At 73.5% G+C, this 19,111-nt stretch carries 21 protein-coding genes; 11 read left to right on the forward strand and 10 right to left on the reverse strand.

Annotated elements, in window-relative coordinates; translation table 11 throughout:
- Positions 1-85: 85 nt before the first annotated feature.
- From ABZ635_RS15340 to ABZ635_RS15380, 9 genes are all read right to left on the reverse strand, one after another.
- A complete protein-coding gene (locus ABZ635_RS15340; protein ID WP_357764719.1) occupies positions 86-2,461 on the reverse strand; it encodes an FtsX-like permease family protein in 2,376 nt (791 codons plus the stop codon).
- Positions 2,458-3,186, reverse strand: coding sequence for an ABC transporter ATP-binding protein (locus ABZ635_RS15345; protein WP_357764721.1), 729 nt, complete (start codon positions 3,184-3,186; stop codon positions 2,458-2,460). The genes ABZ635_RS15340 and ABZ635_RS15345 overlap by 4 nt, the downstream gene beginning before the upstream one ends.
- The gene (locus ABZ635_RS15350) at positions 3,183-3,710 is read right to left on the reverse strand and encodes a PadR family transcriptional regulator (RefSeq protein ID WP_357764724.1); all 528 of its coding nucleotides are present in this window, start codon (positions 3,708-3,710) and stop codon (positions 3,183-3,185) included. Before ABZ635_RS15350 ends, ABZ635_RS15345 begins: the two co-directional genes overlap by 4 nt.
- A 181-nt stretch (positions 3,711-3,891) precedes the next feature.
- A complete protein-coding gene (locus tag ABZ635_RS15355; RefSeq protein WP_357764726.1) occupies positions 3,892-4,269 on the reverse strand; it encodes a hypothetical protein in 378 nt (125 codons plus the stop codon).
- 519 nt (positions 4,270-4,788) lie between these two features.
- Positions 4,789-5,532: a hypothetical protein gene (locus tag ABZ635_RS15360; protein WP_357764729.1), complete on the reverse strand. Its 744-nt coding sequence runs from the start codon at positions 5,530-5,532 to the stop codon at positions 4,789-4,791.
- 67 nt (positions 5,533-5,599) lie between these two features.
- Positions 5,600-6,355 (reverse strand): L,D-transpeptidase family protein, encoded by a 756-nt coding sequence (locus ABZ635_RS15365; protein ID WP_357764732.1) that lies wholly within the window; start codon positions 6,353-6,355, stop codon positions 5,600-5,602.
- Between the two features lie 63 nt (positions 6,356-6,418).
- Positions 6,419-7,663, reverse strand: coding sequence for a hypothetical protein (locus ABZ635_RS15370; RefSeq protein WP_357764733.1), 1,245 nt, complete (start codon positions 7,661-7,663; stop codon positions 6,419-6,421).
- A gap of 122 nt (positions 7,664-7,785) precedes the next feature.
- The gene (locus ABZ635_RS15375; RefSeq protein ID WP_357764736.1) at positions 7,786-8,352 is read right to left on the reverse strand and encodes a hypothetical protein; all 567 of its coding nucleotides are present in this window, start codon (positions 8,350-8,352) and stop codon (positions 7,786-7,788) included.
- Complete coding sequence (locus ABZ635_RS15380; protein ID WP_357764739.1) at positions 8,343-8,894, reverse strand: sigma-70 family RNA polymerase sigma factor; 552 nt, start codon at positions 8,892-8,894, stop codon at positions 8,343-8,345. The genes ABZ635_RS15375 and ABZ635_RS15380 overlap by 10 nt, the downstream gene beginning before the upstream one ends.
- A 209-nt stretch (positions 8,895-9,103) precedes the next feature.
- On the opposite strand from ABZ635_RS15380, the gene ABZ635_RS15385 reads away from it, so the two are divergent.
- From ABZ635_RS15385 to ABZ635_RS15400, 4 genes are read left to right on the forward strand one after another with little or no spacing between them, the layout of a single operon-like run.
- Positions 9,104-9,610 carry an Asp23/Gls24 family envelope stress response protein gene (locus ABZ635_RS15385; RefSeq protein WP_357764742.1) on the forward strand — a complete coding sequence of 169 codons (507 nt, stop codon included), beginning with the start codon at positions 9,104-9,106 and terminating at the stop codon, positions 9,608-9,610.
- 36 nt (positions 9,611-9,646) lie between these two features.
- Positions 9,647-9,838 carry a hypothetical protein gene (locus ABZ635_RS15390; protein WP_357764745.1) on the forward strand — a complete coding sequence of 64 codons (192 nt, stop codon included), beginning with the start codon at positions 9,647-9,649 and terminating at the stop codon, positions 9,836-9,838.
- Entirely contained in the window at positions 9,832-10,455 is a 624-nt protein-coding gene (locus ABZ635_RS15395; protein WP_357764747.1) for a DUF6286 domain-containing protein, read from the forward strand. Before ABZ635_RS15390 ends, ABZ635_RS15395 begins: the two co-directional genes overlap by 7 nt.
- A 59-nt stretch (positions 10,456-10,514) precedes the next feature.
- Positions 10,515-11,123: a hypothetical protein gene (locus tag ABZ635_RS15400; protein WP_357764750.1), complete on the forward strand. Its 609-nt coding sequence runs from the start codon at positions 10,515-10,517 to the stop codon at positions 11,121-11,123.
- A 338-nt stretch (positions 11,124-11,461) separates the two neighbouring features.
- Here the strand turns inward: ABZ635_RS15400 and ABZ635_RS15405 are convergent, their stop codons facing one another.
- Entirely contained in the window at positions 11,462-12,673 is a 1,212-nt protein-coding gene (locus tag ABZ635_RS15405; RefSeq protein WP_357764752.1) for a DUF418 domain-containing protein, read from the reverse strand.
- A gap of 186 nt (positions 12,674-12,859) precedes the next feature.
- Between ABZ635_RS15405 and ABZ635_RS15410 the strand changes: the two genes are divergently transcribed.
- The 7 genes from ABZ635_RS15410 (at position 12,860) to ABZ635_RS15440 (ending at position 19,109) form a co-directional block, all read left to right on the forward strand.
- A complete protein-coding gene (locus tag ABZ635_RS15410) occupies positions 12,860-13,855 on the forward strand; it encodes a dihydroxyacetone kinase subunit DhaK (protein ID WP_357764755.1) in 996 nt (331 codons plus the stop codon).
- Positions 13,856-13,866: 11 nt separating this feature from the next.
- Positions 13,867-14,475 (forward strand): DAK2 domain-containing protein, encoded by a 609-nt coding sequence (locus ABZ635_RS15415; RefSeq protein WP_357764758.1) that lies wholly within the window; start codon positions 13,867-13,869, stop codon positions 14,473-14,475.
- Between the two features lie 182 nt (positions 14,476-14,657).
- A complete protein-coding gene (locus tag ABZ635_RS15420; RefSeq protein WP_357764761.1) occupies positions 14,658-15,413 on the forward strand; it encodes an SDR family oxidoreductase in 756 nt (251 codons plus the stop codon).
- 187 nt (positions 15,414-15,600) lie between these two features.
- Positions 15,601-16,401: an ABC-2 family transporter protein gene (locus ABZ635_RS15425; protein WP_357764764.1), complete on the forward strand. Its 801-nt coding sequence runs from the start codon at positions 15,601-15,603 to the stop codon at positions 16,399-16,401.
- Positions 16,402-16,537: 136 nt separating this feature from the next.
- Complete coding sequence (locus tag ABZ635_RS15430) at positions 16,538-17,272, forward strand: ABC-2 family transporter protein (RefSeq protein WP_357764916.1); 735 nt, start codon at positions 16,538-16,540, stop codon at positions 17,270-17,272.
- Positions 17,273-17,443: 171 nt separating this feature from the next.
- Positions 17,444-18,250 (forward strand): ABC-2 family transporter protein, encoded by an 807-nt coding sequence (locus ABZ635_RS15435; protein ID WP_357764767.1) that lies wholly within the window; start codon positions 17,444-17,446, stop codon positions 18,248-18,250.
- A 34-nt stretch (positions 18,251-18,284) separates the two neighbouring features.
- Entirely contained in the window at positions 18,285-19,109 is an 825-nt protein-coding gene (locus ABZ635_RS15440) for an ABC-2 family transporter protein (RefSeq protein ID WP_357764919.1), read from the forward strand.
- Positions 19,110-19,111: the final 2 nt, after the last annotated feature.

Consider the following 19,111-nt stretch of genomic DNA (forward strand, 5'->3'; position numbering starts at 1 on the left):
GGAGTCGTTGGGAGGTCTGGCCGATCTGCCCGAGGGGAGTGTGCTGCTACCCGGGCACGGCGCGCCGTTCAGGGACCCGCCCGGTTCACTCCGAACGCAACCCGTCCGGGCGCATCGTGCGCAGCAGCGCGGGCACCGCCGCCAGGGTGGTCAGCAACGCCACCCCCAGACCCGCGCCCACGATGACCAGGATGTGCGCCGGGGCGAAGGCCACGGGGAGCCCGGCCACCCGTTGGACCAGGGCGCCGAGCGCGATCCCCGCCGCCGCGGCCAGGGCGATGCCCAGGAGTACGGGCAGCGCGGTCTGCCACAGCGCCGAGGCCACCAGCGTGCGGCGGCGGGCGCCGAACGCGGTGAGCACCGCGTGCACCCTCCTGCGTTCCCGGACCTGTTCGACGGTCCCCACCACCAGCCCGGCGGCGATGACCGCCAGACAGGCGAGGGCGCCCGCCACGAGCGCGTCGCGGACGTCGACCATGGCGGGGGCGGTGGCGACGGTCATGGGGAACTCGACGCGCGAGGTCGGATCAAGGGCGGCGAGCGTGAACCTCAGCTCCTCCTCCACCCCGGCGACGGACGGGTCGACCCTGATCCACAGCGTGCGTCGGGTCGCGATCCCCGCAGCCTCGGGCGCGGCCTCGGGAGTGGCCAGAACGGTGGTGCCCGCGGTGTACCCGGACTCGGACAGGGGCGGGCCGACCAGGGGGTCCCGGAGGGAGGCGAGCCGGGGTACCGTCCACGCGGTCCGCGTCGTCTCGTCCTTGGGCTGGACCATGAGAGTGTCACCGGCGGCCAGCCCGGGCAGCCCGCTGGCGGCGTCGCCGGGGGAGCACTCCGAAAGGTCGGCCATCCGCGACAGGGCGGCGCAGTCGGCCACGTGTACGACCAGGTGAGCACCGTCGCCGTCCTGGCCCCACACCGTGGCGAAGGTCAGGGTCTCCTCCACTCCGGGAACCCGGGAGACCGCCTCGACGGGGTCGTCGTCCGTGGGCATCCGCAGGTTCGCCTGGACCTGGAACCCGGGCGCGCCGAACTCGGTGTCCGCGTACGCCTGCGCGAGGTTCTCCGCCCGCACCACCGTCGCGTCGGCCCAGGCGTTCGCGAACAGGCTCTGAAGGGCGATGGCACCGGCGACGGTCACCACGATCCCGCTGACCGCGCGCGTGGGCCCGCCTCCGGCCGCTCCCAGGCGGCGCAGGGCCAGCTGGAGGGAGAGCGGGCCACCCGAGGCACGTCCGAAGAGGCGGTCCACCACCCAGGGCAGCACGGCGGTCGTGCCGAAGAGCGCGGCCAGGAGCCCGATCGAGACCAGCGGGAACCACTGGCCCCCGTTCAGCCCGAGACGCCCGGCCAGGCCGAGGTCCATGCTCAGGACGATGAGGAGGATGCCCAGCACGAACAGCAGCAGACGCCACCACAGCCGGGGGCGCGGCCGTTCGGCCCGGCGCACGGTGCCCAGCGGGTCGACCACCACGCCGCGCAGCGAACCGAGCACCACCCACAGGGCCAGCAGCGGCACGCCGACGAACACCAGTGGTCCGAGCAGGGGGTGCGGGACCACGTCGGTGGCGTAGACGCCCGAGCCCACCGGTACCGACGCGGCGATCGGGCGCCCCGCGAAGAAGACGCCCGCGCCGAGCGCGAGGCCGAGCACGGTCCCGGGGAGGGTCTCTCCCGCGGCGACGCGCCGGGCGGCCCGGCGGTCGGCCCCCATGAGCCTCAGCGCGGCCAGGCGACGGTCACGCTGTTCACCGCCGAAGCGCACGGCCGCGCCCAGGAAGACCACCACGGGGGTGAGCATGACGACCACGCCCACCACACCGAGCAGGAGGACGACCGGCCCCTCCAGGACGGCACCCGGTTCCCCTCCGAACCCGGTGATCCGCGTCCCGGAGTTCTCCGGGGCCAGTTCGGCGCTGCCGAGGTAGAAGGCCAGTTCGTGCGGGCCCTCGAGGCCCTCGGGACCGATCTCCCCGACCACGGTGTGGTCGAACGCGAGCCGGAGGGGCTCGGCCTCCGGCTCGTCGAGCAGGGCCGCCAGCGCGGGGGAGAGCACGATCTCGTCGGGACCGGGGATCGCCGTCACCCCGGGCGGGACCGGGGGGTGCTCGCCCTCCGCGCGCAGGACCCGACCGTGGATCTCGCGTCCCTGGAACTGTGTGTCGGCCAGGCCGACCAGCAGGGTGTCGTCGGCGGCCGGGGGCTGGGGGTACGGGGCCGTCTGGTAGTCCATGCGGTCGGCGGCCCGCTGGGCCAGGTTGTCCATGACGGTCGGCAGGGACGCGGCCAGGAGCAGGGCTGCCGTGGCCACGCCCACCCCGATCGCCGTCAGCACGGTGCGCAGCACGACGTCGCGGCCGCCGCGCAGGGAGAGCCGGGCTCCCAGCCGGAACTCGTTGAGCGCGGACGGGCGGTCCCGCCTCGCCCTGTGTCCGCCGGGGGCGCGTTCGCGCGGGTTCACACCGGCCCTCCGAGGTCCCGGGTGCGCCCGTCCCGGCACACGACCTCGCGGTCCGCGTAGGCGGCCACCCGCGGCTCGTGCGTCACCACGACCACGGCGGCCCCGGTCTCCCGGGCGGTGTCGGTGAGCATCCGGATCACCCGTTCCCCGTTCAGGGAGTCGAGGGCGCCGGTGGGTTCGTCGGCGAACACCACGCGGGGTCCGGTGACGAGGGCCCGGGCCACCGCGACCCGTTGGCCCTGACCCCCGGAGCACTCACCGGGGGTCTTGCGGGCGAGGTCCGCCACGTCCAGGCGTTCGAGCCAGTTGGCGGCGGTGCGCTCGGCGCGGCGGCGGGACCGCCCGCCCAGCCGCAGGGGGAGCGCCACGTTCTCCAGGCAGGAGAGTTCGGGGACGAGTTGGCCGAACTGGAACAGGAAGCCGAACTCGGAACGGCGCAGGGCGCTGAGCCGGGTGTCGTTGGCGGTGGCCAGGTCCTGTCCGCAGTAGGCGATCCGGCCGGCGTCGGGCCGGACCACGCCGGCCAGGCAGTGGAGGAGGGTGGACTTGCCGGAGCCCGAGGGACCCATGACCGCGACGATCTCGCCGGGGTACAGGCTCAGGGAGGCGTCCTCCAGGGCCTGGGTGAGGCCGAAGGACTTGCGGAGACCGGTGCCCGCGAGCAGGGGCGCGCCGGGGTTCTCGCCGGGTCGGACGGGGTGGGGGCGGGGGGTGGGCCGGGTCATCGCTGGCGTACCTCCCCGGCGAGGTCGTGCAACCGGGCCGCGGTGAGTTCCAGCCATCGCAGGTCGGCTTCGAGATGGAACAGGGCGTGGTCGCATATCAGCTGGTCGGCGAGGTCGCCACGCGTCTTGCGGCGGGTGAGTTCGCGCATCTGCCGCAGGTGCTCGGTGCGCTGGACGTCGAGGATCTCGTCGGCCGGGCGGCCGGTGAGCAGCGCCAGGACGACCTTGGTGTACAGGGTGCTCTGGAGGTAGGGCTCGGGGCTCTCCGGCTGGGAGAGCCACCGTTCCATGTCGGTGATCCCGGCTTCGGTCACGGTGTACCGCTTGCGTTCGGGTCCGGCGCCGGGCTCGACGGAGTCCACCTCCACGAACCCGTGTTTGAGGAGCCGGGAGAGGGTCGCGTACACCTGGCCGTAGGCCAGGGGGCGCTTGGTGGCGAAGCGCGCGTCGTAGGCGTGCTTGAGGTCGTATCCGTGCTGGGGGCGTGTTTCCAGCAGCCCCACGAAAGTCTGGCCGAGTGACATGGAATGACTCTACACACGATGTATACGTGGTGTGTATAGCGCGCCGGGGGCTGTGGACGCGCGGATGCGCCGACGTGCCGTGGTGGTCACCGGCCGGGGCGGGCCGCGCCCCGGCCGCGCGAACCGGTCCGGCCGCGGCCGGGGTTCGTCCCCGCGGGCCGGGGCCCGCGGGGGGGCGGGGTCAGCGGTGGCCGTGCTCCTCCTGGCGGGGAACGCGTGCGCGGGCGTCCTCCTCGGCCCGGGCGGCGCGGCGCAGGCGGTGCCACGAGGTGGCCCAGCGCAGACGCTCGCCCTCGTCGGTGCCCACGCAGGCGGTGACGAAGGCCATCAGGAACACGTACCCGGGCAGGTCGGTGCCCTCCAGCGCGCGCTGGAACTTGGCGGCGCTGACCACGCCGCCGCACTTGTACTCCAGCTCCAGGTACGACCAGCCGCCCGCCCAGGAGAGGTAGCGGCGCATGGTGAGGAGGAACTCCGCGGGGGTCCGCGCGTCCATGGGGTTGGGGCGGCGCTCCGGGTCGGGGCGTACGCTCTCGACGGGTTCGATGGGGAGGGTCATGGCCTCAGAGGGGACGCGATCCAGCCAGCGGGTTCGGTGTGGTGCGCGGTTGGGTCCGGTCGGTTCGAGGAGGCCCGGGACGCTCACACGGTCTCCTTTTCGGCGGTCGGGGTGACTGCCTGTGTCAGGGAAAGGACTCTCCAGTACCCGTGGATCACGAGTACGGACGAGGGGTTCGAGAGGCCCGACCGTACGGCGGTGGCGTCGTGGCGGTAACGCTGACTGGTCGGTTGCAGGGGAATCTACCCGAAGAAGACGAAACGCGAAAGCGCCTGGTGTCCGGGTCCCTGGGAGGCGTACGTCTCTTTTTCGAGGTGGCGGACTCGTGGCGCGCCGTTCTGTTGGGAAGTTCTCCCAGAAAACGGATTCCCGGTGCTCGGGAGCCCCAATGTAAACGTCAGCAATGCCGGGAACATTCTTCTCCCAGTTCACTCGGGTTTCGCCGGAAAACGATCTTTCTTTTTCTCTGAAAGGGTCAACCGAAACCCGGTATTTAGGTTGTCCGAAACCCCGGACGGGTCAGGGGGACCACCAGAGGGCGGTGGCGTCGTCCCGGACCTTGCCGCGCGGGAACCGCCGACACGCGGGATCGTCCGACTCCAGCTCCCTGACCCGGCGCACCAGAGCGCCCGGCCCCCGCTCCCGCACCAGGGCGAACGCGCCCTCCCAGTCGAGGTCGCCGAACACCTCCACCGCGCGGCTCGCACCGTCGGTCATCGCGAGGAAGGGGCCCGGCGGAACCGTCCCGACCACGGCCTCCTCGGCCGCACGGGGGTCGGAACCCGCGGTCCAGAACCCGCCGGGGACGTTGCGCCAGGCGTGGACGCTTCCCGGAGCCACCCGGGGACGCAGGTCGTCCAGCCGGGTGTCCGCCAGCACCCGGACCCCGCCGTCCGCCTCGGTGAGCAGCACGGAGTCCGACAACACCAGGTACTCCAGGCGGTCCGCGCCGATCCGTGCCGCCACCACCGTCGCCGAGGGCGTCTCCTGGACCCCGAGGTCGCAGGTTCCGGCGTGCAGCGACGCCACGGTGGTGATGGCCTCCGCCAGCGCCGCGCGCGGGTCGGCGCCCGCGTCCAGCCCGGCCAGGAGGAGCGCGCCCACACGGCGCGTGTGCCAGGACACCCCGTGCGAACAGCCGTTGTCCCGACCGACCGGCGCGCTGACGCCGTCGAGCAGGACCGCGGCCGTGGCGGTCGCCGCGGCGAAGTCCTCGTTGGGGTGGTCGGGGCGTCCGGGGGCGGTGGCGATGTGGAAGGGCACGAGCCCCCTCCTACCCGTCAGGAACCGACTGACACGGGCCGGGGCGGGAGGGGGCGGCGGGTTTCGGTCAGCGCACGACCACGGTCGCGTACACGTCCAGGTGGCCCTGCTCCCAGAGCCAGTCCATGGCGGCCAGGCTCACCCTGGCACATCCCTTGGAGGCGGGCTGGGAGGGGACGCTGGGGTAACCGTGCACGGCGATGCCGCCGTTGAAGTACTTGGGCCGGTAGAGCGCGCCGTAGGGGCCCGGGTCCCAGGCGTCCACGTCACGGAAGACCGCGTACTCGCCGGTCGGCGTGGTGGCGATCCGCTCGGAGCCGTCGGAGCCCTCGTAGGGCTGACCGGAGCCGGTGGACGTGTGGATCACGCTCTCGACCTCGCCGCCGACGACCACCAGCAGCAGCTGGCGTTCGAGGTCGATCTCCACCGCGGTGCCCGAGCTCGTGGCGGTCGGTACCTCGCCCTCGGCGAGGGCGGTCCTGGTGGCCGGGCCGACGAGGCCGTCACGGTCGATCCCGGCGGCCTTCTGAAGCGCGATCACGGCCTGTTCGGTGTGCGGCCCGTACTCGCCGTCCACGCCGTCGATCCAGTAACCGAGGTCGGACAGGCGCTGCTGGAGGGCGCTCACCTGGGCACCGGAGTCGCCTTTGCGCAGGTCCGCGGTCACCGCGTCCGCGGCGGACGCCGAGACGGCGGGGATCGGTACGGCGTGCGCCGGCGCGGCCAGCAGCGCCGATCCTACCGCCAGGGCGCAGGCCGCCCCGAGGGTGAGGGTCGTAGTGCGAACGGAGTTCCTTGCGAAGTGTGATCGGGGGGAAACCATAGGTCTCATTTACCCACAAGTCCGCCCCCGTCCCGGATTCGGGGCCTCGTCGTCCGCCGGGGGTCAGGCGAACCGGGAACTGCGGACCGGCCCGGAGGTGAGCACGGGCAGACGCGGCCCCCGGGCCCAGTGGTCGGCGACCGCCTCGGCGAAGGGCGTCAGCGCGGCGTCCCGTGCCTCCGGCTCGGCCGCGACGACGCGTTCGGCCAGCTCCTCCTCCGGAGACTCGTCGGCCGGTCCGCGCTCCACCTCGCCGTCCACCACACGGAGGCTCTCGCCCCACGGCCGCACCACACTCTGGTGCAGCACGGAGACGACGTCGGCGGTGGCGCCGGGCGGGGAGGTCCAGCAGGAGGCGTGCTCGAACAGGACCTGACCGGGCGCGCGGGGTACCAGGGAGCGCAGAAGGTCCGGCTCCGAGTCGTTCAGGTCGTAGGCCACCACCAGGGCGTCGGACCGCTCCGGGTCCACCGCGACCACGGGCAGGTCCAGCAGCCGGGCGGCGGCCAGACCGAGGACGCGGCTGGAGCGGTCCGGCAGAGGCATGACCGCGTCCGGGCGACTCCCCGTGGCCTCCAGCACCGCGGCCAGGTCGCGGAGCCCGGTCCGGCACGACTCGTAGGAGTCGCCGAGGTAGGCGAACCTGCCGTTCATGCCCTCGTCGAACCCGTGGGGGGAGACCTGGCCGAGGAGGGCGCCGGTCAGGGCGAACTGCCACCCCCGCAGGTCGCGGGTGTCCAGGGGGCTGGCGGTACGGGCGGCGTCGGCGCGCTCCACCATCCGCGTGATCCGGTCGTGGGCCAGGTCCCAGCCGTCGTCGTCCGGCGTGGACAGGGCGGAGAGCACCTCCCGCGCGGTGTCCGGGTCCGCGGAGCACAGCGCGTTGTAGGCGAGCAGGTAGCCGCCGGGCCAGTCCGGGAGGTCGCCCTCCCAGGCGCGCAGCTCCCGGACCGCGTCGCCGTGCCGCTCCTGGTCCTCCAGCGCGGAGACCAGCTCCCACAGGGCGGGGGCGGCGGCCGGGGCGAGCAGACGGGCCGCACGCAGCGCGGGGACCGCCAGGTGCGGGGCCCCGACCTCCAGGCACTCGAACCCGAAGTCGTAGCAGGCCTGGGCGGAGTCGGGTTCCGCCCGCAGGGCTTCGCCCGTGGTGGCGAGGTCGTCGAGGTCCAGGGCCCTGGCGACCGCCGCGACGAAGGCGCCGAGCTCTCCGAGGGGCAGGTCGTCCGAGGTGTCGCGCAGGGAGTCCACGGCGGCCGAGACGTCCCCCGCCTCCAACAGCTCCCATGCGCCGGTGAGTGCCGATGTCATGGTGGTGCCCTTCGATCCGTACGGTCCCGACCGGCCGGGACGGCCCGTGGCGGGGAGGTGGCGACGCCGGTCCCGACCCTACAAGGACCGGATGCGGGCAGGCGCCGTCCCCGGAGGGCCGCTCAGGGGAGGTCGATGACGTCGGTGACGTCGATGTCGATCCGCGCCACCCGCAGACCGAGCCGGTCCGCGACGAAGGCGGCCATGTCGCGGCGGGCCCGCGCGGTGGCCTCGGGGATGACGGTTCCGCTCACGACCCGGGCGGTGGCGGTGACGACCAGCCCCTCCGGGGTCTCCTCGATTCGGCAGCGGCCCAGGACCAGCCCCCCGGCCCGGTCCACGCGGGCGCGCAGCATCGCGGACACCGCCGAGTGCCGGACGCGCGTGTCGCCCCGGGCTCCACCCGGCCCGGTGCCGGGCAGACGCAGCGTCCTACGCGAGCGCCCCTCGGCGCGCACCGCGCTCATGACGTCGTCGAGCAGGCCGGGCGGGGCGGTGATCCGGTGGTCGTCGTCCAGTGCCGCGCCCAGGGCCGACAGCAGGGGCCGGAACTCCTCGGTCGCGGCGCGGCAGTGCGGGCAGGTCCGCTCGTGTTCGGTGACGGTGCCCGCCCGGAGGTGGTCCAGGAGCGTGTCGGCGGAGGTGCCGCAGGGCAGCCGGTCGTGGTCGTCGGACGGTTCTACCGCCATGGTTCGAGCGCCTCCACGAGATGGGTACGCGCGCGGTGGATGCGCCCGCGTACGGCGGTCGGGGTCGTGTCGACGATCTCCGCTATCTCCTCATAGCCCAATCCTTCCATTTCCCGGAGGACCCAGCAGATCCGCTGCGGGGGCGGCAGGCCGGACAGCGCCGTGCGCAGGGCCTCGTGCAGGTCGGTGGCCAGGGCGCTGTCGGCGGGGCCCGCGCCGCGTTCCCTGGGTTCGGCGCGGTCCGCCTCGGCCGGGTCCTCGGGGCGGCGGGCGCGCAGGGCGTTCAACGCGAGGCGGGCCACCGTCCGGTGCAGCCACGCGGGGAACGCCTGCGGGTCGCGGAGGTCGGGCAGTCGGCGCCACGCCGTGATGAGGGCCTCCTGCGCGGTGTCCCTGGCCTCCGCGGCGTTGCCGAGCGTGCGCAGGGCGATGCGGTAGACGGCGTCCTGGTGGCGGCGCACCAGGGTCTCGAAGGCGTGTTCGTCGCCGTCCTGTGCCCGTTCCACGAGCACGCTCTCCGGTAGTGCGGTGTCCGTGTGCATCTGCGGGGTCCTGCTCCCGAAGCCGGTCGACTACCTGTCGTCAGAAGAGGACCACCCTACGCAAGGATCGCGGGATGATGAGTGTGTCTCAGGTCACACGATGACGAGCGTGAGCCGAGCCCTTCCACCCGTGTCCTCCACACGACGGCCCGAACAGAACGACGCGAGGGCCGCGCCGGCCCTTCCGTCCCGAACCACAGGAGCACCCCATGGCAGCCAAGGACACCGCGAACGCCCGCACCGACATCCACGAGGCCACCGCACCCACCGCCCTGGACACCACCTCGTCCGGCCGTACCGACCGCGGCCCCGCCCGCGAGGGCGACCACGGGCGCACCGACATCGCCGACCACGTCGTCGCCAAGATCGCGGGGATGGCCGCCCGCGAGGTGCGCGGCGTCCACCAGATGGGCGGCGGAGCGGCCCGTGCGTTCGACGCCGTCCGCGAGCGCATCCCCGGCTCCACCTCCACCAACGCGGCGGCCCGAGGCGTCTCCGTCGAGGTCGGCCAGACCCAGGCCGCCGTCGACATCAACCTGGTGGTCGAGTACGGCATCTCGATCCCCGACCTCGCCCGGGTGGTGCGCCGCAACGTCATCGCCGGGGTGGAGCGCATGACCGGCCTGGAGGTCACCGAGGTCAACGTGACCGTCGACGACATCCACCTGCCGGACGACGAGGCCCAGGAGACCCCCTCCGAGCCGCGCGTGCGCTGACGCACCCACACCCACAGCAGCTAAGGAGCACGAACGATGTGGTCGATCGTCGGCCTGACCTACGGGTCCCTCCTCGGCCTGGTGGCCTACTTCGGCGGGTTCGGGGCCTTTCTCCTGGTCCTGCTCCTCGGGGCGGCCGGGTTCCTGGCCGGGCGCGCCTACAGCGGGGAGACGGACCTGGCGCCGCTGTTCTCCCGTGAGCGCGCGGGCAAGGACGCGCGATGGTGAGCGCCACCGTGGCCGCCCCCGGGGAGCCGGCCGTCACCGGGGCCGAGGCACGCGCCGCCCGCCGGGTCGCGATACGCACCTTCCGGCCCCGGAGGTCCACCGCCGCCATCGTGGTCAGCACCGTCGCGACACTGGTCGCGGGGGCGGCCGCCGCCGAGTTGATCGCCACGCTGGCGGGCAGTCCGCTGCGGATCGTCCCGGTCGGGAAGGTCGTCGAACCCGCTGCCGGTGTCCACTGGGACGGCCCGGAGATGTTCCTGGCCTCGGCGGTCACCGCCGTCGTCGGTCTGTGCCTACTGCTCACCGCGTTCGTTCCGGGTCGGGGCGGCCACCTGGTTCTGCGTACCGATGACCGGGACCTGGTCGTCGGCCTGTCCCGGCGCGGGGTGCGCCAGCTGGCCGAGAGCGTCGCGCTCGAAGTGCCCGGGGTCACGGGTGCCCGCGCCCGGGTCCGGGGAGGCACCGTCCGCCTCACGGCGCGTGCGGCCGCTCCGGTCGACCCCGGGACACGGGGTCGGGTGGAGGAACGCTTCCGGGAGCGCCTGAACGAACTCGACCCGGTCCGCCCGGTGCGCGTGCGCGCCAAGGTCCGCGTGGTGGAAGGAGGCCTCCGGTGAACCGCCGCCCGCATCGGGGCAGCCGCCATCCGCATCGGAGCGACCGCCATCCGTCTCGGGTGAACCGCCGCCCGCATCGGGAGGAGCGACGGGCCGCCCGGGGCAACCGGCAGGGGTTGGCCCTGGTCGGTGCGTCGATGATCGCCCTGGGCGGTGTCGTCCCCACCCTCGCTCTGGGGCCGTTCGAGCTCCTTCCTCCCGGTGCCGAGGGGGAGACCCTCGGTGCGGTGGGTGAACGCCTCACCTCGTCTTCGCCCGCACCGTGGGTTCCCTACGCGGTCGCCGTCCTGGCCGTGGTGGTGGCGTTGCTGGCCTTGCGCTGGCTGCTCGTCCAGGGGCGCACCGCACGGGTCCCCTCGCTCCGCCTCGACGAGGAGGAGCGAGGGCACACCGACGTCGCGGCCCGCGCCGCCTGTTCCGCCCTGGTGAGGGAGGTCTGCGGCTATCCGGGGGTGCGCCGGGGGCGGGCACGGCTGACCGAGTCCGCGCGCCACCCGTGTCTGAGCCTGGAACTCGTGCTGGCCGAGGACGCCGACCCCGTCGCCGTGTGGCGTCGCTGCCGTGCCGACGGGCTCGCCCGGCTCAGGGATTCCCTGGGGCTGGACCGCCTGCCCACCGTGCTGCGCATATCGGTCTCCGGGCAACCCACCGGCCGTGAACTCGCCTGAGCTCCGGGCCCCCGGACCACTCGCCGCCGAGCGGCCTTGCCCGGCTTCACCGGTCAGGGAATCCCCGGACCCGGACCGATCCGTCTGAGCCGGACCCCGTCTGATCCGGTCGTCCCTGGCGGCCTCGAACGACGCCGACCGACTCCTACCGACCCCGACCGACTCCTACCGACCCCGACCGACTCCCACCGACCCCGATGGGACACCACCGAACTCGCCTGGACCCGCCGCGCGGCCGGGGGGTCGCGCGACCACACGGGTCCGGGCTGAGCGATGGGGGTGGCGCGCGCCCCGGGCCACTGGGGAGGGCCCGGCACGGCCCCCACCCCCGTCTGACCTCAACCGTCTCTTCGGCTGGATGCCTCCGCCTCGGCGGCCCGGCGCGCCTTGCGTCCGCCGTACACACAGCGCCGCATCAGCTGGTCGAGCGGTCCGGGGCGGTTCCGGACCTCCGACCAGGCCGCCAGCGCCAGGCTGACCGACCAGGCCAGCGCCGCCACCAGCAGGGCGCCGAAGGCGCCCGCCCCGGTGCCGAGGCCGACCAGGTCGGGGTGGAGTACCACCGCGACCAGCACGGAGTTCAGGATGTAGAAGGTCAGCGAGCGCTGTCCCATTGCCGCGACCGCCCTGGCCAGCGGGGACGGCTTCCGTTCCAGGCGCATGCCCCACAGGGCGAACAGCGCCGCGTACCCGGCACCGCCCAGAATCCCGGTGAGTACCTGGAGCGCCATGGACAGCCCCTCGGTGATCGCGCCCGGGGAGAGCACGCCCTGCACGGTCAGCGCGATGGGCAGCGCGCCCAGTACCGACAGCGAGGTGCACACGACCGCGATCCGGGTGAGGAGCCCCCGGTGCGCCGCCGGGTCGTCGAGCAGACCCGCCCTACCCGCTCGGTAGCCGAGCACCACCAGGATCAGCAGCGGGTACGCGAAGGCGATGAACAGCGGGCCGGACGGCAGGAAGGCCAGACGCTCGAACCAGTCCTGCGCGGTGAGGTAGCCGGGGATCAGCCCGTACTCCTCGGCCTCCGACCCGGCCCACGCCATGGCGACCATCGCCAGGGGCACGGTGACCGCGTAGAACGCCGCGAACACCACGGCCGCGCGCACGATGGTCCGGTTGGAGCGGAACAGCAGCCATCCGGTGACCAACGCCGCCAGGCCGTAGGAGGTGAGGATCTCGCCGGGGAAGACCAGGAACGCGTGGACGAAGCCGAACAGCAGCAGGAACCCGCCGCGCCGCCGCAGGAGCCGCCGGACCTCGCGCTCCGGGGTGCCCCGCGCCAGTTGGCGGGCGACCATCCAGGCCATCCCGTAGCCGAAGAGGATCGCGAACATCGGGAAGGCCCGGTTGTCCAGGAAGAGGGTGGTGAACAGTGCCGCCGCGCGGTCCGGCCAGGGGTCGCCGGCGACGTCCGTGCCGAACCCGCCGCCGGCGTACACGCCCGCGTAGGCCATCGCGATCAGCAGGAGCATGGCACCGCGCGCCAGGTCCGGCGCCAGTTTGCGCTGGGCCCTGACGGGTGGTCCGACCCCTGTTGTTGCCGACATGTCGATTCGTCTCCTCTGTTGGTGGCGGGCCTGGGAGCCTTCCCACAGTCTTGGCCAGCCGGTCGGTTCGGCGCATCGGCCGACCGGCCAGCCGATCGGCCAGAACTGGGTAGGCAGGAGGTGGGACGCCACGCCCGCACGCGGCGAGCGGACCACGACCGAGGGATTCCAGACCCAGGAGGCGGCATGAGCCGGTTCTTCATGAACGAACGCGAGACCCTGGTCGCGCAGGCGCTGGAGGGGATGGTCGGGGCGCATGGCGGGCTGGTCGACGTCCATGCCGACCCGCTCTTCGTCACCCGGCGCATCCCTGCGGCGGGCAAGGTCGCCCTGCTCTCCGGCGGGGGTTCGGGGCACGAACCGCTGCACACCGGGTTCGTGGGCACCGGGATGCTCGACGCGGCGGTGCCGGGCGACGTGTTCGCCAGCCCCACCGCGCTCCAGGTGCGCGCGGCGATCCGTGCCGTGGACACCGGCGAGGGCACGGTGATGGTGGTCAAGAACTACACGGGTGACGTCCTCAACTTCTCGATCGCCGCCGAGCTCCTGGCCGAGACCCACCGGGTCGAACAGGTGCTGGTCGACGACGACCTGGCCACCCAGAGGGAGGACGACGGCGGACCGGGGCGCCGGGGCACCGCGGCCGTGGTCGCGGTGGAGAAGGTCTGCGGGGCCGCGGCCGAGGCGGGCGCGCCGGTCGCCGAGGTGAGGGCGCTCGGTCAGGACGTGGTGGCGCGCTCGGCGACGCTCAGTGTGGCCTTCGAGGCCTGCACCAACCCGATGACGGGGCAGCGTTCCTTCGAGCTGGAGCCCGGCCTGCTGGAGTTCGGTGTGGGCATCCACGGAGAGCGCGGGATCGAGACCAGGGCCGTGACGGAGGCCGCCGATCTGGCGGAGAGCCTGGTCAACCCCCTCGTGGAGTCCGTGGGGGTCGGACGCGGGGACTCGGTTCTGGCGATCGTCAACGGGTTGGGGGCCACGCACGGCCTGGAGCTCGGCGTGGCGGCCCGGGAGACCCGCAGGGTGCTCGACGGACTGGGGGTGGGCGTCGCGCGGTCGCTGGTGGGGCCGTACGTCACCTCGCTGGACATGAAGGGGCTGTCGATCACGCTCACCGCGCTGACCGACGACCTCGTGAAGCTCTGGGACGCTCCGGTGCGGACCCCCGCACTGGCCTGGTGAGAGGAACGAACATGCCCGAGAACGAACTCACCGGCGCGGACGCCCGGGCCTGGACGCAGGCCTTCGCCGAGAGGGTCGTGACCGACGCGTCGGAGCTCACCGAGCTCGACCGGCGGGCCGGTGACGGCGACTTCGGCTGGAACATCAGCACCGCCCTGAAGCGGGCCCGCGCCGGTCTGACCGGCGACACCCCGGCGGGGGTCTTCCAGTCGGTGTCGGACGCCTTCCTCGCCTCCGGGGGCACCAGCGGCCCGCTCTTCGGGCTGTGGTTCGGGCGGTTGGGGGCCGGGCCCGCCGCCTCCTGGGCCGTCTCCGACCTGGCCGGGGCCTTCGAGACGGCCACGGGGGCCGTGCGGCGCCTGGGCCGGGCGGAGGTGGGTCACAAGACGATGGTCGACGCGATGGTGCCCGCGACGGAGGCCCTCGCGGCCAGTGTGTCCCCTTCCTGGCGTGTGGCCGTGGGGGAGGCGGCCGTGGCGGCCCGGGCCGGGGCGGAGTCGACCAGTGGCATGGTGGCGCGCCGGGGTCGCGCCAGCTACCTGGGGGAACGCGCACAGGAGGTCCTCGATCCCGGGGCCGTCGCGGTGGCGTGGTTCTTCGAGGCGGCGGACGGGATCTGATCCGGCGCGGACCGGTGGGGGTGTGCCGCACGGAGTCCTCCCACGGGAGCGTGCCGGGTGGAGGCGTTCACGCGGGAGGAGGTTGTCCACAGGCTGTGGACAACCTCCTCCCGCGTCCCCCGTGTCGGTAGTCTCCAGCTGACGGCCCCGGGGCGGGCCGCGACGAACGTGGGGAGCCGACCATGGGACCAGCAGCCAACGACCACAAGGTCATCGTGATCACCGGAGCCGGCGCCGGGATCGGCCGCGAGACGGCCCGTCGGCTGCTCGGCGACGGCCACTCCGTCGTGCTGGCGGGGCGGCGCCGGGAGACCCTGGAGGAGACGGCGGGGGAGCGCCCCGGCGCCGTGGTGGTCGAAACCGACGTGACCTCCTCGGAGTCGGTCGGCGCGCTCTTCGCGGCCGTCCGGGAGCGCTTCGGGCGCGTGGACGTGCTCTTCAACAACGCCGGGGTGTTCGGTCCGGCGGCCTCCGTGGACGAGATCGAGGACGACGCCTGGCGGGAGGTCCTCGACACCAACGTCACCGGGTCGCTCAACTGCGCCCGCGAGGCCGCTCGGATGATGCGGGCGCAGACCCCGGGAGGTGGGCGGATCATCAACAACGGCTCGATCTCCGCGCACGTCCCCCGGCCGTCGAGCGTGGCCTACACCGTCAGCAAGCACGCGATCAGCGGCCTCACCGCCTCGCTCAACCTCGATCTCCGGGGCCACGGCATCGCCTGCACGCAGATCGACGTCGGCAACGCCGCCACCGCGATGACCGCCGGGTTCGGGGCGAACGCCCGCCAGGCCGACGGGTCGGTCCGTGCGGAGCCCACCATCGACGTCGCGCACGTCGCCGACACCATCGCGCACATCGTCTCCCTGCCCCTGGACGTGAACGTGCCGACCGTCACCGTGATGGCCCGCGAGATGCCCTTCGCCGGTCGCGGCTGACACCGGCCCGTTCGCGAAAACGGTGACGACCCGCCGGGCTCCGTGCTAACGTCACTGCTTCGCGGCGACCCGGACCTGGCCTCCCGGCCCAGGGACGTGCCGAACCCGTGTCTCCCCGCGGCCCCCAAGGCCAGCGGCGGAGAGCGGACGCTTCTGCACGTTCACCAGCTGCCAGGGAGCCACGCCCGTGCGTGTCCACTGCGCGGTGTACGCCCGAGGGCTGCGCCGCTACTCCACCTACCGCGCGGCCACCGCCGCCGGAGTCCTCACCAACGCGGTCTTCGGCGCGATCAACGCCATGGTGCTGCTCGCCCTGTTCGAGGCCCGGCCCGAGATCAACGGGTACGACGCCACCGACGCCGTCACCCAGGTGTTCGTCGCCCAGGCGCTGCTGGCGCCGCTCGCCATCATGGGGCCCGCGCTCGACCTCAGCGAACGCATCCGCACCGGCGCGGTCGGCGTCGACCTGCTCCGTCCCGTTCCGCTCCTGGGCTGGTACCTGGCCCAGGACCTGGGCCGGTCCACCTACGACCTCGTCTTCCGCGGCGTGCCCACCTTCGTGTTCGGCGCGCTGCTGTTCACCCTGGCCCTGCCGGGGGACCCGCTGCGCTGGCTCCTCACCCTGGGGTCGTTCGGGCTGGCCGTCGTGGTGAGCTTCGCGCTGCGCTACCTGTACTCGGTGGCGGGGTTCTGGCTCATGGACACCCGGGGCGTGTGGGCCGTGATGGGACCGGCCGGGCCGGTCCTCGCCGGAGCGCTGCTCCCGCTCACGCTCTTCCCGACCCCCGTCGCGGACGTGCTGCGGCTGCTGCCGCGGGCGGCCATGGTGCAGATCCCGGCGGAGGTCTTCCTCGGCAAGGACACCCTGCCGGGAGGGAGTGTCCTTGGCGGGCTCGCGTTGCAGGCCGCGTGGGCGGCCGCGCTGCTCGCCCTGGCCGCCTGGCTGACCGGTCGGGCCACGCACAGGGTGGTGGTGCAGGGTGGCTGACACGATCACCGCCCCCGGCCGCGGGCGCGGGCACGGGTCCGATCGCCACCGGGTCCCGCCGCCGCACGTGGGAGCGGAGCTGCGCACCTACCTCCGGCTCGCCTGGACCTGGACCCGCGCCGTCTCCCAGTACCCGATGGCGCTGTCGCTGTTCACCCTCGGGATCACGCTGGCGACGCTGTCCGAGATGGGCGCCGTCGTCGTGGTGTTCCGCCACGCCGGGACCCTGGCCGGGTTCACGGTGTACGAGGGGCTGCTCGTCTACGCGTTGGCCGCGTTCTCCTTCGGCGCCGCCCAGCTGCTCGCGGGGACGGTGGACCACCTCGGCGACCACATCCGCACGGGAACTCTCGACACGATGCTGGTCCGCCCGGTCTCACCGCTGCTCCAGCTGGCCGCCGACCAGTTCTCGCCGCGCCGCTTCGGCCGGATCGTCCCGTCGCTGATCGTCCTGGTGTTCGCGCTGGTGGCGTGCGACATCGACTGGACGGCGGGGCGGGTCCTCATGCTGCCCGTGCTGCTCGTGTCGGGGGTGGTCATCTGTACCTCGGTGTGGTTGCTCGCGAGCTGCGTCCAGTTCTTCGCTACCGACGCCCGGGAGGCGGCCAACTCGGTCACCTACGGCGGGCAGGCGCTCACCGAGTACCCGATCGCGATCTACGGGCGCGGCCTGGTGGGGGCGGTGACCTTCGTGGTGCCGTTGGCCTTCGTGAGCTGGCAGCCCGCCCTCCACCTGCTGGGACGCCCGGACCCCACCGGGTTGCCGGACTTCCTGCGCTTCCTCGCCCCGGTCGTGGCGGTCGCCCTCGCGCTGGCGGCGGCGGGCGTGTGGCGGTTCGGTCTGCGCCGCTACCGCTCCACGGGGAGCTGAGCCCGGTGCCGGGGCGCCGTCGCCAGCCGTCCCGGACCGGCCTCCGGGAGGACGTCCCGGGCACCGCCCGCCTCCGGCCGCGGACCCCACCGGGCACCGCCTCCACACCGCCCGCCCCCGTCCTCCCGACCCTGCCTCCGACCACCCCTCCAGTGAAAGGAGTGAGACCACGTGCGTGTCCACACAGCGGTGTACGTCCGCGGGCTGCGCCGCCACTCGACCTACCGCGCCGCGCTCGTCGCCGGAGCCTTCACCAACGCGGTCTTCGGCGCCATCAACGCCATGGTGCTCCTGGCCGTGTTCTCCGCCCGCCCCGAGATCAACGGGTACGACGCCGGGGACGCCGTCACCCAGGTGTTCGTCGGGCAGGCGCTGATCGCCGTCACCCTGATCGTCAACACCGCTCCCTCCCTCGACCTCGCCGAACGCGTGCGCGACGGCGACGTGGCCACGGACCTGCTCCGCCCCGTCTCGCTCCTGGGCTGGTGGCTGGCCCAGGACCTCGGCCGGGCCACCTTCACCTTCCTCTTCCGAGGCGTACCGACCTTCTGCGTCGGCCTCCTGCTGTTCGACGTCGCCCTTCCGGACACCCCCGCCGGGGCGGTCGCGGTCCTGCTGTCGGTGGTGCTCGCCGCGCTGATCGGGTTCGCGCTGCGCTACCTGTGCTCGTTGAGCGGGTTCTGGCTGATGGACAGCCGGGGGCTGTGGACCGCGAGCGGCCTGGTCGCGCCGGTGGCCGCGGGGATGCTGCTGCCGCTGGCCCTGTTCCCGCCCGCGCTCGGCGACGTGCTGCGGCTGCTGCCGTGGGCGTCCATGGTGCAGATCCCGGCGGAGATCCTGCTCGGCAAGGAGTCGCCGCCGTTCGGGGGCGCGTTCGGCGGGCTGGTACTCCAGGCGTGGTGGGCCGCGGCGCTGCTCGCGTTCTCCGCCTGGCTGACCGGCCGGGCCGCGCGCAGGGTGGTGATCCAGGGTGGTTGAGATCCGCACGCCGGTCCCGGCGCGCCGTCGGCTCCTGGCCCGCGCCGCCGCTGGCGTCCTCCGGCCGATCGACGACTACCGCAGGCTGGCCTGGATCTGGGTGCGCGCCTTCGCGCAGTACCCGGCCTCGCTCGCGATGATGTCGCTGGCCGTCGCGGCGAGCGTGCTCGCCCAGGTCGGAGCCGTGGTGATCGTGTTCCGGCATGCCGGGACCCTGGCGGGGTTCACGGTGTACGAGGGGCTCATGGTGTTCGCGCTGGCGGCCAGCGCCTTCGGTCTCGCCGACCTGTTCATGGGCGCGGTGGAACGGCTCGGACAGCACATCCGTACCGGTTCCCTGGACGCCATGCTCGTCCGCCCGGTCTCCCCGCTGGTTCAGCTGGCCGCGGACGAGTTCTCCCCGCGACGCCTCGGCAAGGTCGTCCCCGCCCTGGTGGTGCTGGGGGTCGCCGTGGCCAACACCGACGTGGACTGGACGCCCGGCAAGGCGCTCCTGCTCCTGGTGATGATGGTCTCCGGGGTGCTGATCTGCGGCGCCGCCTGGGTGGCCACCGCGTGTCTGCAGTTCTTCGTTGCGAACGCCCGCGAGGCCGCCAACGCGCTCACCTACGGCGGGCAGGCGCTCACCGAGTACCCGCTGGCGATCTACGGCCGGGAGATCGTCCGGTCGGTGACCTACGTGGTGCCGCTGGCCTTCGTGAGCTGGCAGCCCGTCCTGCTCGTCCTCGACCGCCCCGATCCCCTCGGCATGCCGGAGGCCCTGCGCTACGCGGGCCCGGCCGTCGCCGTCCTTGCCTGCGCCGGAGCCGCACTGCTGTGGCGGTTCGGGTTGCGCCACTACCGATCCACCGGGAGCTGACC

The organism is Nocardiopsis sp. NPDC007018 (assembly GCF_040635075.1).
In the GTDB taxonomy this organism is placed as follows: domain Bacteria; phylum Actinomycetota; class Actinomycetes; order Streptosporangiales; family Streptosporangiaceae; genus Nocardiopsis.